Below are 16474 nucleotides of genomic sequence, written 5' to 3' on the forward strand. Positions count from 1 at the left end.
TCCTTGTATTTAAAAAGCATTCTTGCTCTCTGGAGCGCAAGAATGCTTTTTCCATAGTTGAATAGTTATAGATTACACAAATGTTTTTCCAACCACTGATCGGCTTCCTCTTTTGAAGAAACATCTCCATTAAGTTGACTCACTTCCAAGTGTAGCAAGATTTTAGAGAAAGTTGGACCTGGCTTGAGTCCCGCTTTGACTAAATCGCCGCCATTCAAATAGTTTTGTAGTTTGTTGCGATGATATAAATACTCCATAACGGATTCCTGATGTGGCACTTGATCAGCCACTAGGATAAACAAAATAGCTTCATCGGAGTAGTCGTGTAAAAATAGATGATAGTCGCCAATTTGTGTGAATTCATTCCACTGTTCATGTCGTTGCAACGCCATGATTTCTTCCAATAACTTTTTTCTGTTTTTTCGCAACGTAAATTTTTCTGCGGCATACAAGCTATAATTACAATAGAAGGGTAGTAAAAAGTAATTGAACCAGCTAGGTTTTTCAGCGATTTGTAAATTCGTAATCTTACGCACCTGTTCGTTGTAAATCTGTTCTAGATGTTCAGCCGTAGCAACCGATGCATTCAACTCTTTTTCATGTACACCGAACTGTTGCCAAACATTCAGTTCGAACAGGCGTCGGATGACTTCTTGCGGACTGCCTTCCGTAAACAAACGAATCATCTCTTCGTTTATGCGTTGTGGAGATAAATGGATCACTTTATCGATAGACTCGAGTGCCAATTTTTCCGTCTGTTCATCCATCGAAAATAAGAAACGTTGTTCAAAGCGTACCGCTCGGAAGATCCGAGTAGGGTCTTCGACAAAACTAATATTATGAAGTATTTTGATTTTCTTCTCGCGTAGATCATTCTGTCCACCAAACGGATCAATCAATTCACCGAACGCTTCGGCATTGAGACGGATGGCCATGGCGTTGATCGTGAAATCACGTCGCTGCAAATCATCCTCAAGAACGGATGTCTCAATCTCGGGTAAAGCGGCCGGCTGTTCGTAATATTCGAGTCGAGACGACACGAGATCGATCGACAGACCGGATGGCGTATTCCATGTCGCTGTGCCAAAGCTTTCATGCTCCAAGACGTCGCCACCATGTGTTTCCATCAAGCTATTCGCCAATTCGATTCCATTACCTTCTGCCACAATATCGATGTCAAAATTCGGCTTGTCCAATAAAATATCCCGGACAATCCCGCCAATTAAATAGACAGGCATGTCGATGCGGCTGGCTGTTTCTCCAATTTCTTTCAACAACTGGAGAGCTTCTCCTGGCAGTTGCTTTTGCATTTTATTAATGATCTCATTGGAAGGTGGAGTGTCTTCTGTTTTTTTATCCCCCATCATATCGCTATAGAGAACTTGGATAATATTCGATCGAGTCACAATGCCAACGATTTCTCCGTCTTCGATGACAGGCAAGCGACCGATATTGTGTTTAATGACAAGCTCTTGGATTTCTTCGAGTGATGTATCAGGCTCAATGGTATACATTTTAGTCGTCATATACGCTTTTACAGGCGCATGTCCGAGTCCATGATGATTCCCTTTATCGAGATCTCGTCTAGTAATAATGCCGACTAGTTTTTTATTTTCGACAACCGGGTAGCCCGAGTGTCCGTAGCGATACATGCGACGCCCCGCTTCTTCGATCGTTGTATCGGGTGTCAGTGTTTTAACGGGAGAGGTCATCAACTCTTTTGCGGTAATCGCTGGCCGCAGTATTGTTTCCAAACTGCTATTGATGTCTTCAAGAATCGCTTCTTTATCTCCTTTTTTCACCGTAGCGGAACCGGCGTGTTGATGACCGCCACCACCAAGTTTTTTTAGAATGGGTTGCAATGTGATGCGTTCTGAGTTTGCCCGACCCACTATGAACACGGAATTCTTCATTTTCACGACGGTTATCACCGCATCCGTTCCTTTAACCCCTAAGACCTTTGTTGTAATCAAGGCAAGGCCGTTCACAAAATGATCCAACTCATGCGTACTTATCGCAATTTCCAGACCGTCGACTTCATGAATTTCTGTATGTGTAAGCAGCTGATCCAATAAATCTTGCTGTTCGGATGTTAACGTCTCCTCCGCGAAACTACCGACCATTTCTAGGCTCATTCCCTGTTCAAGTAAATAGGCAGCTGCCTTCATATCCCGCACGGTCGTATTTGCATATGTAAAATTCCCTGTGTCTGTATACAGACCAAGTCCAAATAATGACGCTTCAAAACTGGAGATAGCTATATTCTGTTTACGTATTTCCTCAATAAGTAGCGTAACTGCAGCGCCAGTTAATTCCACGAGGCCTTCATCATACTGCACATCGTTTTCACTTTTTTGGTGATGATCATAGACGATAATTTTTCGCTTAGATGCATCGAAATCGTCAGGAAGTTTGCCTATTCTAGATAAAGATGCAACGTCGACGATAATCATTTCCGTGACTTGTTCCCAGTCCACATGAGCGCTCGGAACAAAGTCGAAGACGTCTCGATAAATATTTAAAAAACGTTGTACGCGGCTTTCCAGCTTATCTGAAATAATTAGCTGTGCGTCTGGATACAGTTTTTTGGCTGCGATCATCGAAGCAAGTGCGTCAAAGTCGGTATTGACGTGAGATGTAATAATTTGCACTTATCGTACCTCCAGTTTTATCCCATAATATATGTAATAGAAAAAAGTAACCACCTCAGCTTGGATTAAGTGTAGGTAGTTACTCTTTGTGTGTAATAGTTCTGATAGGTAAAGTGTATCATTTTTATACAGAAAATTCAAATGAATATGAGGGCGTGCTTAGTCGGATATTACAGTTAAAAAGGAGTAGTGAATCTTCATATTGAGCTGTTATTCCGAAACGTACGCATTTAATTTACTCGTTAACATGTGTAGAAGCTTCTGGTCGTGTATTAAGTGGCACTTTCCAATACCACCATTTAAATTTGAACGATACGATTATACAGACGATCGAAATTGCGATATAAATACCTGCGAAGGTCCAATGCTGTCCACCCAAAAGCATAGCAGGCCCTGCAGACCAGGCGAATAGCTCAATTGGCGTGTTGAGTGGACCGACAATCGCTGTATCTGTTAATGTCTTCGATTTATTTTCAGGGTCGATAATGCGCAATAAAGTTAAGCCAATTGCAAAAACACCTGTCGCATAGCCATAAATAAATATGGAACGTTCGAACCAACTTTCATAGTTCATTGCAGGTCCGGCTAACCATAGTAACAATGTGACAATCAGGATACCTGAGACCATTAAGAGACCGAGTGGTAAGGCGTACTCCACGATAACAGGTAGTTTGATCGATGCAACTCCGAAAAATACAAGATAATCGGTCGCTGAGCTACCTAGTCGACCTATCACTCTTTCATCTACGTATTTATAAACTCCTTTTTTACCTCTACCTAATACTATATACATAATCAACGCTACAATAAATGCGATGGTAAAGGTAGGGAAGTCGAGTCCCCAAGTGCGAGCAATAAAATCATTTAGTAAATAGCCTAAGCCGGATGGAATGAGGATCAAAGCAAGATGAAATGCTAACGGATCCAATGCGACAGGTGAAATGGTGTCGTCACCCATTGAAGTTCGGTTAGTAGACTTCACTAAACCTGATCTCATATCTTCTGAAATCTTTGAAAAGTCCTTTACATAATGAGTATATCCTTTTTTTGTAGCAATTTTAATGAAAAGCAATCCGCCGAAAATTCCTGCTAAGATTCCAATTGTAGCCGCTGTCATTCCTAAATCTGTAGCTGCGGCAAAACCTAAATTTTCAAATGTAGTCCCTACAGCAGCTGCTGTACCATGGCCGCCGTAGAATCCTGCAGCTAGCAACAGTCCGAAACCGTAATTGATATCAGGCATCCAGCTGGAGATGAATAATATGGAGAATATGACAGGAACCGCAATCAGAATACACATGACTAGGATTTTATATGACGCATAAGCACCCATTCGATTTAAATCTTTCTTCATATTGCCTGTCGAGAAAGAAAACCCGTTGATTCCTATTGAGGCAAAGACAAATATAATAATGACGCCTGCATATGATCCAATATCACCTGAGAAAGGCAAGAGATTTAGAAATCCTGGTCCAAGTGCTAGACCTAAAAATCCTGCTAATAAACTTGCGGGAATGAAATTACGCTGCAAAAACTTCACTCTAGAACGTAAAAACATACTTATGAATATAAGTATACTGGCAAATGTTAAGTCAACTAATAATGTGTAGAGCGTCATCTATGCATACCCCATTTTCTATTAAATTTTAATAAAGTTAGTTGATCTGGATGAAGTAGCAGGAGGTGCGGGATCGAGTTTTTCACTTTCAATATGTAAAACGACTTCAGGTTTAATCCATGGGCGATTTTGCACCGCGCTTGTTTCCTCATGTGTTAGGAAACCTTTATAAGCTGTGAGACTACGTCTTAAGTAGCCGTCTTTGATACAAGCTTCTTGAACGCCTGAATTTAAAATGGATCGTAAATGACCTAATACTGAAGCTGCATAAGCCGTGGAAGTAGAACTTGCGATAGCTCCTGGTATATTGCTGACGCAGTAGTGTACGATACCACTTTCGATATACGTAGGATCTTCATGAGTCGTTTCACGGAAAGATTCGATTGCACCATCTGTATCGTTACTAATATCGACGATGACTGAACCTTTCTCCATTAAGTGAAGCATTTCGCGGTCAATTAAATAATCTGTATTTCCTTTTGGCCATTTGACACAGTTAATCACCATATCGATTTCAGGAAGTAAATTGGCGATGTTTTGCTTAGTAGAGAGTTGAGTATTTACGGTTTCATTATACAATTGACCAATTTCACGCAATGTTTTGAAATTTATATCCATAACTGTACACCATGCACCTAATGAATGAAGAACTTGTAAAGCAGATTTACCAACTAGTCCTCCTCCGAGAATTAAAACCTTCATACCAGGAGCACCTGCAAGTCCACTAACGAATTTGCCTTTTCCGCCGTTGATAGTCATCATAGACTGCAAACCCATTAAAGCACCTTGTTTGCCCGCTGCTTCACAGTTAACGGATCCGTAACGATGTGAATCTTCTGCGGTAAACGCAATACACTTACTGTCTAAAATAGCTTGCACTTGTTGCTCGTGTGCTGCGGGATGGATGCATGTATAAATGATTTGATTCTCTCTCAATAAGTCATACTCTGACTCTTCTATTTCTTTAACTTTTGCTAACACATCAGATCTTTCATAGATTTCTTCTGCTGTTTCAACAATTTCAGCACCTTGCTTTACATATTCCTCATTACTGAATCCAGCCATGATTCCTGCATCCCGTTCAACCAATACCTTGTGACCATCGGCTTTTATTGTACCGACTTCTAGCGGTGTAGCAATTACTCTATACTCTCCAACTTTTCGATCTTTCAGCGTACCGAATATCATAAAAATTCCTCCTACAGTATAATGGGTGCGTATAGTACACATCTATAAGATTATCATAATACACTAATCTTCGACAGAATTTTCGGTAAGTTTTTTGAAGTAAATGAAAACGGCGAAGCCTATGCATAGTGTAGTGTTTGATGTATAAAAATGTATGAGGCTAGCTGTATAATACCTAGTGAAATCAATAAAAGCACTCGATCTCCTGTCATATGAGGAATCGAGTGCTTTTTGTATTTCAACCCATATACACACTATCGCACGTTCCGGGTTGCGGTTCATAGAAACAGTGGTTTTTATATTGCCCGGTAAATGGCTGACCATACCAAGTAGGGGGGCAGGGTGCATATGGATTGAAGTACCATAGTGCATAGTGAGCGGGATGTTGTCGCCAGTTAGTGAGAGTTCGTTCAGCTAATCTTTTTTCAGATTCTCGCGCTCGTTGATAGAACAAGTTTCCTTTTTGTACCGCTTCAAATGAATAATTATTCCCTTGTATTTGGAAAATCACATCATATATGGACCGTACATCATTAAAGTCCAGACAATCGGCAATTGCACGATTCACGATGACATTTCCGACATATAACATTCCTTGATTTCCTTCGGCTTCGGCTTCGGCTCTCATCATTCTAGCCATTAATGAGACATCTGAATCTCTGTATTTTACTCTCGCCATATTTTTCACCTCATTATAGTGTATGAGAACAAGGGGCAGAGATGTTACGTTTTAAAAAATAATTACACTCGACCTAATCATAGTGTTATTTTCTCTAATAACAGGGTAAAGTTTAATAGTTTGAAAAATACAGATAAAGGTCGTACACTGTGCATGGAACAGTACATTTCCTTAATAAAGTATTATTCTTACAACTTACTGGAGAGTTGAATATTCTTTTTTCTACTAGCATTGCGAACAAATACATAATGATCTCTTCATTGCATACACATATACCATTCTAATGGTTGCAAGTATATTCCAGTATGCATCGCTAGTATAGTGTTGACTTATTTACATAAAAAAGGAGGACAAGCTAATGGCTGATAATAATTCGAACAACCCGAAGAATACAAATGAAGTTTCCGATCCGGGACGCCGCAGTTTCGTCAAAAACACAGGAATTGCTGTCGGAGGTGTAGCCGGTGGTGCGTTACTCGGCGGTCTGTTTAGCAATCGTTCTAAAAATGATACTAACTCGAATACCGCTGCGGATAAAGGAAGCGGTAAAGAAAAGCGATATGAAGAAGCGCGTATGTACTTCACGCGTATTGCCGATTTTGCTATTTTGGAGCAGGCCGTTGAGCGAATCTTCCCTGAGGATGATAACGGTCCAGGAGCGATTGAATTAGGCGTTCCTTATTATATCGATAAACAGTTGGCAGGTCCTTATGGATCCAATGTAGGCGATTACAGACAAGGTCCTTTTATAGGTTCTAAAGCAGCAGCCTCTGACTCTAGTCTTGATCGCGGGCAGATTTTCATTAATGGGTTACGTACCATGGATGCCGAGAGTCAAAAACGATTTGATACGAATTTCGTTAAAGCGACGGAAGATCAGCAATTAGAAATCATGACGGACTTTGCAGATGACAAAGTGGAAGTCAAAGGCATTAGTTCGAAAGGATTCTTTAATTTATTGCGTTCTACTACACTTGAAGGCGCGTATTGTGATCCGTTATATGGAGGCAATCGAGATATGAAAGGTTGGAAAATGAAAGAATATCCAGGTGCTATCGCATCATATGCCCATATGATAGAAGAAGATCAGTTCGTGAAAATGGATCAAGTGAGCCTGACAGACTATCAACCTAAATAATTTATAGGAAAGGGGAGAACAGAATGGTAAAAACATTAGATAAAGTAGATGCAGTCGTCGTAGGTTCAGGCTGGGCAGGCGGTATTGCAGCAGCTGAATTAACGAAAAAAGGATATAAGGTAGTTGGATTAGAAAGAGGGAAAGCGCAGAAGCGAGAAGATTTCGTCGGTGCAAAAGATGAACTTCGCTACGATGTGCGGAAACTCATGTTCCAAGAGTTGAACAAAGAAACGTTGACAATCCGCAATACGCTGGATGAGACGGCGACTCCTAACCGAAGTAACGATACGAATGCGATTAATGGTACAGCTACTGGTGGTTCAGGTGTTCACTGGAACGGCATGGTATATCGTTGGCTTCCAACGGATTTCGAAATGCATACGAAGACGGTAGAAAAGTATGGAGAAAAAATCATTCCAAAAGATATGCAACTCCAAGATTGGGGTATTACATATGATGAACTAGAGAAGTATTACGACCAGTTTGAAAAAACAGCTGGTATTTCTGGTGAACCGGATCCATTGCGACCGGGTCAGCGTTCGGATGATTACCCGACACCCCCAATGAAAGAAACGGATATCATTCGTACCTTTACGAAAGCGGCAAAAGAACTAGGCTATCATCCGTACCGTATAGCTTCTGCTAACATATCCGAGACGTATACGAATCCGGACGGAGAGACGATCAACGGATGTGTGTACTGTGCGTTTTGTGAAGCGTTTGGCTGTGACTTTGGGGCGAAAGCGGATCCAATTGCTACGGTTTTAGCTACAGCACATAAAAGCGGTAATTATGAGTTGCGCAATAATTCGTATGCGGTTCGGATTGTACATGAAAACGGAAAAGCGGTTGGTATTAAATATGTAGATACGGAAACAGGAGAAGAGTTCATTCAACCGGCAGATATTGTCGTTGTGGCCGGCTTTACCTTCACCAATACTCGTCTCATGCTGTTATCCGAAATCAGCAAGCCATACAATCCGAAAGACGGAACAGGCGTGATTGGAAGCCACTTGACTGCTCACCAACGGAACTTGACGCATACGCGTGTACGTGGATTCTTTGATGAGAAGAAATTCAACCGCTATGCAGGTACCGGCGCACTTGGCGTGACGATGGACGATTTCAACGTGGAGCAACTCGATCATACGAAACTCGATTTCTTGCATGGTTTCTGTTTGCGTACGTCTCAAAGAGGAGATCGACCGATTACGAATAACCATGTTCCGGCAGGTGTTCCATCTTGGGGGAAAGAGTTCAAGGACAAGTCCATTTTCTATGCGAACCGTCGGATAGACGTTCAGCAACAAAACGGTGCCCTCGCTTGGCGCGAAAACTATATGGACTTGGATCCGACGTATACGGATATATTCGGCGATCCATTACTGCGTGTCACGAGCAAGTTCCATGATCAAGACCGCAACATTGTCAGATATGCCCACCAAAGAGGAAAAGAGTTACTGGAGCAAATGGGTGCGGATCATATAAATGTTCCTGAAATTACAGAGGAAACGGAATTTGATAAGACGTCATTATCTGACCATACAGGTGGCGGTGTAGTGATGGGAGACAATCCTGAAACATCTGCTGTAAATAACTATTCACAAGTATGGGATATGGATAATTTATTCGTAGTGGGGGCTTCTTCATTCCCACTTATGGGTAGCTCCAATCCTACAGCAACAGTTGGCGCTCTAGCGTATCGTGCCGCAGAAGGTATGATTAAGTTCTTAGAGAACGGTGGAGGCCAGTTGGTTAAAATAGAGGAAACAGCAAAAGCATAATTTGACAAGAGGAGAGAGGGATCACAACCTCTCTCCTTTCTTTCATATATATTAAAGCGAGGAAAGATGCCTATGACTATACGATCCGTCCTCATACTTTTGGCAGTCGCTCTTTTTCTGAGTGCCTGTAATAATACAATCGAAACGAATATGTCAGAGAAGATACCAGATTTCGACTACACTACACAAGACGAGAATACACTGGGCTTGGATGATTTGACAGGCGATTGGTGGATTGCCTATTTCTCTTATACGCACTGTACGACCGTTTGTCCGAGAACGACGGCTAATATGGTCGGTATTCAGGAAGAATTAAAAAATGACGGTTTAACACCTCGTATTATTTCATTCAGCATTGATCCGGAAAATGATACACCAGAAGTTTTACGAGAATATGCAAAGGACTATGGTGTTGACCTAGAGACGATGACGTTTTTAACGGGTTATGATTTTGAAGAAATTCAAGATCTATCGATTCATACGTTTAAAGCTTTACTGGAAAAGGGAGCACTTGACCAGCGATCGCATAGTTTTTTCTTTTATTTAATTAATCCTGACGGAGAGATCGTCAAGCAGTATAACGGTATGAGCGATACGGACAATAATTTGCTGGTGGCGGATGTGAAGAAGGTTTTAGGGAAGTAGAGTTTTTGTTCATGCAAGTAAACAGGCATTCTTTACTCTGATATAGAGTAAATGAATGCCTTTTTTGTAAGGTTAACTTGAAACATCCTACAGATTATATAGATGAAAATACCGGTAGAAGAATGTTTCTACTAAAATATTGATTATAATAATTTTAAAGTATTAGAAAATATAGTAAAGTGGAAGCGTTTACTATACAATTGTAATAGAACAGAATGAGGAGGTATGCAGATGAATGTTCCATTAGTTTTGACGCAATTTCTAGATCGTGCTGTTACGTTGTATGGGGGGAAGGAAGCGATTTTTGGAGAAGAAGGTCGTTCTTTTACATACGAGCAGTTAAACGGTCGAGTGAATCAGTTGTCACGCGGGTTATGTGACTTGGGTATTGAAAAAGGAAATCATGTAGCGTATTTATGTGGAAATTCTATTGAAATGCTTGAAGGATTTTATGGACTCTATCAAGTAGGCGGCGTCATGGTGCCGTTAAATACACGATTGAAGCCTGAGGATTATGTATTCATTTTAAATCATAGCGAGTCGAAGTTATTATTTGTTGATCAGGATTTATATCATCTTATTAAACCAATTGAGCACTCGCTCGATACGGTAGAGAAAATTATTGTTCATCATAAGCAGGATGACGAGGACACGGTAGATTATGACGTGTGGCTTGAATCATTCTCTACGGAATCGTTTGACCGGGCAGATGTGCAAGAGGATGATGTGTGCAGTTTACTTTATACGAGTGGCACGACAGGTAATCCGAAAGGGGTTATGCTAACGCACCGGAACAACTATTTGCATGCTATGAGTGCCATGCATCATTTGCGTGTGACCGATGACGATGTTCTGCTGCATGTGCTTCCGATGTTCCATGTGAACGGATGGGGATCACCATTTTATTATACGGCGAACGGAGCTTCTCAAGTTTGCTTACGCAAAACGTCACCGCAGACTATTATCGAAGCGATTCAGAAGTATAAAGTCACGATCTTGCATATGGCACCGGCTGTATTGAATTTGATTTTCCAGTATTGCGAAGAGCATAAGCCGACGTTCAATAATAAGATTCGAGTAATTGTTGCAGGCTCCGCTCCGCCACCGTCATTCATTTCACGGGTCGAAAAAGAACTTGGTTGGGAGTTTATTCAAGTATACGGTATGACGGAAACTTCACCATTAAGTTTGTTCTCTACGATTCGCTCAACTGTCCAACATTTAACAGATGAAGAGCAGCTTCAGTTAAAAGCCAAAGCAGGCTATTCGATGATTGGTGTAGATGTCCGTTTAGTTGACGACTATGGAGAAGAAGTAGCCAAGAATGGTCAGCAGACAGGTGAAATCACAGTCCGTAGTCATGGTGTCATGAAAGGCTACTGGAAGAATAAAGAGGCGACTGACGAAGTGTTGCGTGATGGTTATATGATGACGGGGGATATGGGGACGATTGATGAGCACGGCTACGTCAATATCGTCGACCGCAAGAAAGACATCGTCATCAGTGGCGGTGAAAACATTTCTTCTATTGAAATCGAAGGTGTGCTTTATGACCATCCTGCTGTTCTAGACGCTGCGGTCATTGCCGTGCCGCATGAGAAGTGGGGAGAAACGCCGCATGCGTAATCGTATTGCGGAGCGGTTCAGTAGCGACTGAGCAAGATATTATGGACTTCACGAGGTCGAATTTAGCGCATTTTAAAGCGGTGACAGGCGTGACGTTTGTGGAAGAACTTCCAAAAACAGCGTCAGGAAAGATCTTGAAAGTACAAATTCGCGACGATTACTGGGATCAGGTAGGGAAAACAGGTCGTAAAGTGAATTAATCGAGTGGTTAGCATTCTTTCGTTCTTCTACGAGCGAAGGAGTGCTTTTTATTGTGAAAAAGTAAAGGAATTCAAGAAAAGTTAATCGTGTTCTGACTAAGAACTATCATCTCCAAAAAACTTTTAAAAAACTTTTGAAACTTTTTCTGGAATCCTCCGTCTGTAGGGTGCGCAAATGACAATAGGGGGATTCACATGAAGAAAATATATAGCTGTGTGCTAGTACTTGCAAGCTTACTGTTATTTATAATGGGAAATGAAGCTAAGTGGAATTTAAATGAAGTACCATTGTTCCATGAGCAATCAGCTACAGCTTTTGCAGAAACTATACAAAGTAAACCGTTCATTACAGAGAAAGAATTTGAACAGGTATTGACGCTAACAAACGACCAACCCATTTATATGAAGCAAGAGAACCTTATCCGAATCGGTGAACTGCAAGCCAATCAAGCGGTTGCGCTCATAGGAGAAGATGAGGAATATTACGAAATTCGAGTAGGCAAGATGCCAGCTTTCATTCGTAAAGGTCAGGCAAAGGTAGAAAAGAACGTGATGAAAGTTCCTGTACATAGCGAACGACTGGGCGCTGTGAAAACTGCCCAACAAACACCTGTGTATACAGAAGCAAACCGTAAAAGTGATGTCTTGATCCAATTAAGAAAAGGCTATCGCTACCCTGTTATACAGGAAGAAAAGGACTGGTATCTCATCAAAGTGGGTGAGCGGACAGGGTATATCCATAAGTCGACTGTAAAGATGGATGAAGGGGTACCAGTACTGCTCTATCATCAAGTATTACCTCGTAAACAAATGAAGACGGAGATGAGCACGATTTCACTCGAAAGCTTTGAAAAACAAATGGCGTATTTGGCAGATGAACAATTTACGACATTGACCTCACAACAGTTGTATGATTACTTGGAGGGCCGACTCATTGTGCCGGAGAAAGCATTGGTTATTACATTCGATGATGGTTTATTGTCATCCAAAGAATATGCATATCCCGTCTTGAAACAATATGGCTTTACATCGCCACAACATATTATTTCTGCCCGTATCGATAGAGAAAAAGACGGTCCGGCATTTGATGGTGGAGGACTACTGAAGTATTTGAATGCGGAAGACTTAAATGAAATGAAAGATGTATTTCAGTTCGAAGCCCATACATGTGCACTGCATGAACTAGGTGTAGAAAGTGGAGCAGGTTTAGTATTCGAACATACGGAAGAAGAAATTATCGAAGACTTGCAGACAAATTTACAACACGTACCTTCAGCTGTTTCTATTGCCTACCCGTATGGACAATATAATGAAGAGTTCATTGCGGCGGCTAAAGAAGTAGGATTATTGATCGGCTATACAACAGTCGAAGGTTATGCCAATATGGAATTGTCTAATTATGAAGTGAACCGCTTTGGCATGACAGAAAAAAGGTCATTTAAGGATTTTGCAACGTATGTTGACGGAGACATGAGATGGCCATAGAAGAGAGTGATTAGCCCAAATGAATGAAATGGATCAAATCATGAATGAGCATTCGCGTTATTTAGTACGCATCGCTTATTTATACGTGAAAAACTGGTCGACCGCGGAAGACGTTGTGCAAGAAGTCTTCGTTACGTATTTCCAGAAACGTGATCAGTTTCGTAATGAAGCTTCTATGAAAACGTATTTAACCAAAATGACTGCTAATCGCGCAAAAGATTATTTGCGCTCCTGGAAGCACAAAAAAGACGTAGTGTTCGAAACGATTTTTGTATTGACCAAAAGCTCAGAGCAACAATTGTTGGAACAAGAGCAACTTGCTTCACTTGAAAAGCATTTATTCCAGCTGCCATTGAAATACCGTGAGCCATTACTTTTATATTATTATGACGAGCAATCGGTTGCAGAGATCGCAGAATTTCTTGAGCTCAATGAAAATACTGTCAAGACGAGATTACGCAGAGCCAAGTTGCAACTCAAGAATTTTTTTGCGGAAGAGGAGGTAGAAACCTATGAATGATTTTAAAAGAAAACTGGACCAGATGATGGGAGATACAACGGAACAGGAACGACGAATCAAACAGCGGGTACATGAAAACCTTCAACCTTCGCGAAGGCGACAGTTTTCTTGGCAAGCGTTGCTAGTCACGGCGGCACTGCCGGTAGTCGCCTTGTTGCTAGTGTTTAATCTAGTTTCAGACAATCAGCTATCTTCTGATCAAGGTCCGGGTACGCCTTATGATCCACTTGACGATATGGCTTTAATTTCTGCCTTACAAAAGAAGGATCAGTTATCTACTATTGATTACGAAGAATTTTCTTCATTACCTGTAGTGAAGAAAGTGGACGGTCTTTTGTACGTAGATGATGAATCCTTTTCACTCCAGTGGAGCACAGATACGTATCACCCAGTTATAGAACGTAAGGCGGATCTGTACGATGCCTCTGTTTATAAACCAGGCGACATCGTACGGACATTTACGAATACGAATAGTCACTTACCGACGTATACAGGTGTCTATTATGAAGTCGTTGCAGTCCCTGGAGATCGTGTGGTATTGAAAGATGGCAAGTTGAATGTCAACGGTAACCAGTTATCATCCGAATTGATGGATCAGTATAAGGATCAAAACGTCACAATTGCTGGAGGATATGATCAGCTATTGAACGCCCGTGAATATTTATTATTGAACCATTTCCCGGCAAAAGATTCTGTACAAGGGGCGACTGTTACGCCTGTACACAAGATTTACGGCAAACTGATTGGCGTGGCAACCGAAGAAAAAACCGAATCGATCTATATAGATTATCTGACAGATCAACTTAAGAGCGACTATACACCTGAACAGTACTTTGACCTATATTTATATGATCAGCTTACGGGATTGGAGAAACTACCTGAGTCCTCGGTATTCGCACAATCGAGCCGAATTGGAGAGCTATTCCTTGAAGCAGCCTATCGTAAGGCTATTCCGGTTGCCGATGACAAAGTGGAAATACGTTATCAATATGGACGTGAAGGTGTCGTGGAGCAAGTGTTCACTATGGGAAGGGATACAAGCTCTGGACAATGGATAGTGGAAAAATAATGGAGTATATGCTGTAAAGGAGGTGATGCCAAAACTATCACGCAAACCAGGATGGCACCTGTTCAGCACAAGCCGTCAACCAACCGCTCGCTTATAGAGCCAGCCTGGTTTGATTACGTAAGAACAATGGAAGCATGATCGAAGTAAGAAATAGAAAGATACCAGACCGGCAGCTGTTTTGCATAAGCCGTCAACCAACCGCTCGCTATATAGGGTCGGTCTGGTGTTTATACATAACGGTTTATGTAGAGTCTAACTGAAAGATAAAAAGACTGTTCTACTCTACGTCGCGCAGGAACTATATTTTGGATACGAAGTCTGTTCTAGGGATCGTGAGTGAAAGAAGTTCATCTTCAAGAAGTAAGAGAGATTCTTCATACGCTTCTGCTTGCATTGGGAGTTACATGATGAAATACTAAATATGTATACTCATACAAGGAGATGATACGATGGCACTTAGCAGAAAAGATTACTTACAGAAAATCATTGGATTACACGAACGCTTGATCATAGCGTCAGAAGAGTATGAAGGCATTTCCGAAGAATTCATTTCAAAACAAGAGCTGGATATACCAGCAATGAAAGAACAATGGTTGCAGAAAGTAGTAGAGTTCAAGCAGATTCTGGCCGATATGTATGCATTGGAAGTACCGAATGCGTTTGAAACGGAAGGCAATGAACTGAAAGAAGCCTATACAGTATTCGTCAACTGTGTAGAAGAGAAGACGGAGAAATTTAGCGTGGAAGCGATGGAGAGCGGTGAGCTGGATGCCCTTCAGTCGAAAGAACTGCATGCTGCAGAGGATATGGAAGATCTGATTGAGAGTATGTTTGAAAAATAAAGTATAAAAAAATAAAGAAAAATTTAAACAGTAGACAAACTTTTAATGAAATTTGTCTACTGTTTTTATTGATAAAATTATCAACTAGCAAAATAGGATGTATGACTGTTCATATAGGAACGACGAGTGGGTAAAAATAGTCGCCTCAAGGGAGGGTTTTGTTCTACTCTATGGGACAGTTTTGTTACTAGCAATAACCTAAGAACTTAAACAAACTACAAAAAAATTAATAGGTGTGGAAAAAATATTTCCACACCCTGTATTCTTTTTTCTTTTTGACTCTATATAGTGTGCAAAGGGGGAGACGTCTATGACACATGAGATAAGCTACAGTCTTGGTGGGGGTAATACTATAGGTAGAGAGGATATTGGTTAACGATCAAAACATCATGAGTTTAGGTACTGTACTTAACGCTGGAAATAGAAATGAGTTGTCCCATGAGAAAAGTGTGTGGCAACGGAAATACGCCTCTAATTAGCAAATAGACGTTGTACATGTATAATAGACACCATAAGAATAATCTGGAGGCATTGAAAATGAGTACTACAAAAATTATGAATGAAATGAAGAAATTGATAGAGCAAGATCCGTCACTCGCAATCAGTGAATGGCAGGGGACTTGCCAGTATGTAGTAGGGGAAATGATGTTCCTCGAAACGAAAGATCTGCAGGAGATTAATCTGGAAGGTATTGCAAAGCCAGGAGAAAAACAAGTCATGCCGATTGAATTATTAATCGCTGCGGCCACTACTAGTTTCGGGGTTACATTCCATTTAGAAGCGTATAATCAGGGAGTGACTGTAGACAGAGCGGAAATTGTATTCACTGGAGTATGCGATAAAGCGCCATTTCTAGGGATTAAAAGCGGCAATAGCGGTATTATGAAGCCGATGATCGTGTTATCTGCTGAGTCTACTACGAATAAAGGACAACTGGCAGAGATCGCGGCTATTGCAATTGAACGTTCACCGATCCTTTCTAGTTTGAGGGAAGACGTTACATTGCATATTAAGTGAGATGATTGAGCA

Annotated in this window: 12 protein-coding genes and 1 pseudogene; 9 read left to right on the forward strand and 4 right to left on the reverse strand. The window is 41.1% G+C overall.

Annotated elements, in window-relative coordinates; all coding sequences use genetic code 11:
* Positions 1-65 precede the first annotated feature (65 nt).
* The 4 genes from CSV74_RS00830 to CSV74_RS00845 form a co-directional block, all read right to left on the reverse strand.
* Complete coding sequence (locus tag CSV74_RS00830; RefSeq protein WP_099690258.1) at positions 66-2651, reverse strand: CBS domain-containing protein; 2586 nt, start codon at positions 2649-2651, stop codon at positions 66-68.
* A 235-nt stretch (positions 2652-2886) separates the two neighbouring features.
* Positions 2887-4269 carry a sodium/glutamate symporter gene (locus CSV74_RS00835; RefSeq protein WP_099690259.1) on the reverse strand — a complete coding sequence of 461 codons (1383 nt, stop codon included), beginning with the start codon at positions 4267-4269 and terminating at the stop codon, positions 2887-2889.
* 21 nt (positions 4270-4290) lie between these two features.
* Positions 4291-5457: an alanine dehydrogenase gene (locus CSV74_RS00840; protein ID WP_099690260.1), complete on the reverse strand. Its 1167-nt coding sequence runs from the start codon at positions 5455-5457 to the stop codon at positions 4291-4293.
* Between the two features lie 238 nt (positions 5458-5695).
* Entirely contained in the window at positions 5696-6136 is a 441-nt protein-coding gene (locus tag CSV74_RS00845; RefSeq protein WP_099690261.1) for a cell wall hydrolase, read from the reverse strand.
* 358 nt (positions 6137-6494) lie between these two features.
* On the opposite strand from CSV74_RS00845, the gene CSV74_RS00850 reads away from it, so the two are divergent.
* The 9 genes and pseudogenes from CSV74_RS00850 (at position 6495) to CSV74_RS00890 (ending at position 16462) form a co-directional block, all read left to right on the forward strand.
* Positions 6495-7274, forward strand: a complete 780-nt coding sequence (locus CSV74_RS00850; protein ID WP_099690262.1) for a gluconate 2-dehydrogenase subunit 3 family protein — start codon at positions 6495-6497, stop codon at positions 7272-7274.
* 23 nt (positions 7275-7297) lie between these two features.
* Entirely contained in the window at positions 7298-9058 is a 1761-nt protein-coding gene (locus tag CSV74_RS00855; protein ID WP_099690263.1) for a GMC family oxidoreductase, read from the forward strand.
* Between the two features lie 72 nt (positions 9059-9130).
* A complete protein-coding gene (locus CSV74_RS00860; protein ID WP_099690264.1) occupies positions 9131-9703 on the forward strand; it encodes an SCO family protein in 573 nt (190 codons plus the stop codon).
* A 231-nt stretch (positions 9704-9934) separates the two neighbouring features.
* Positions 9935-11529, forward strand: a pseudogene (locus CSV74_RS00865) (long-chain-fatty-acid--CoA ligase).
* A gap of 195 nt (positions 11530-11724) precedes the next feature.
* Positions 11725-13014 (forward strand): polysaccharide deacetylase family protein, encoded by a 1290-nt coding sequence (locus tag CSV74_RS00870; protein ID WP_099690265.1) that lies wholly within the window; start codon positions 11725-11727, stop codon positions 13012-13014.
* A gap of 19 nt (positions 13015-13033) precedes the next feature.
* The gene (locus CSV74_RS00875; protein ID WP_099690266.1) at positions 13034-13534 is read left to right on the forward strand and encodes a sigma-70 family RNA polymerase sigma factor; all 501 of its coding nucleotides are present in this window, start codon (positions 13034-13036) and stop codon (positions 13532-13534) included.
* Positions 13527-14603 carry a S26 family signal peptidase gene (locus CSV74_RS00880; RefSeq protein WP_099690267.1) on the forward strand — a complete coding sequence of 359 codons (1077 nt, stop codon included), beginning with the start codon at positions 13527-13529 and terminating at the stop codon, positions 14601-14603. Before CSV74_RS00875 ends, CSV74_RS00880 begins: the two co-directional genes overlap by 8 nt.
* Before the next feature lie 449 nt (positions 14604-15052).
* The gene (locus tag CSV74_RS00885; protein ID WP_099690268.1) at positions 15053-15445 is read left to right on the forward strand and encodes a hypothetical protein; all 393 of its coding nucleotides are present in this window, start codon (positions 15053-15055) and stop codon (positions 15443-15445) included.
* Between the two features lie 537 nt (positions 15446-15982).
* Complete coding sequence (locus tag CSV74_RS00890; protein WP_051210572.1) at positions 15983-16462, forward strand: OsmC family protein; 480 nt, start codon at positions 15983-15985, stop codon at positions 16460-16462.
* The last annotated feature ends 12 nt before the right edge of the window (positions 16463-16474 follow it).

Source organism: Sporosarcina sp. P19, from assembly GCF_002743165.1.
GTDB lineage: Bacteria > Bacillota > Bacilli > Bacillales_A > Planococcaceae > Sporosarcina > Sporosarcina ureae.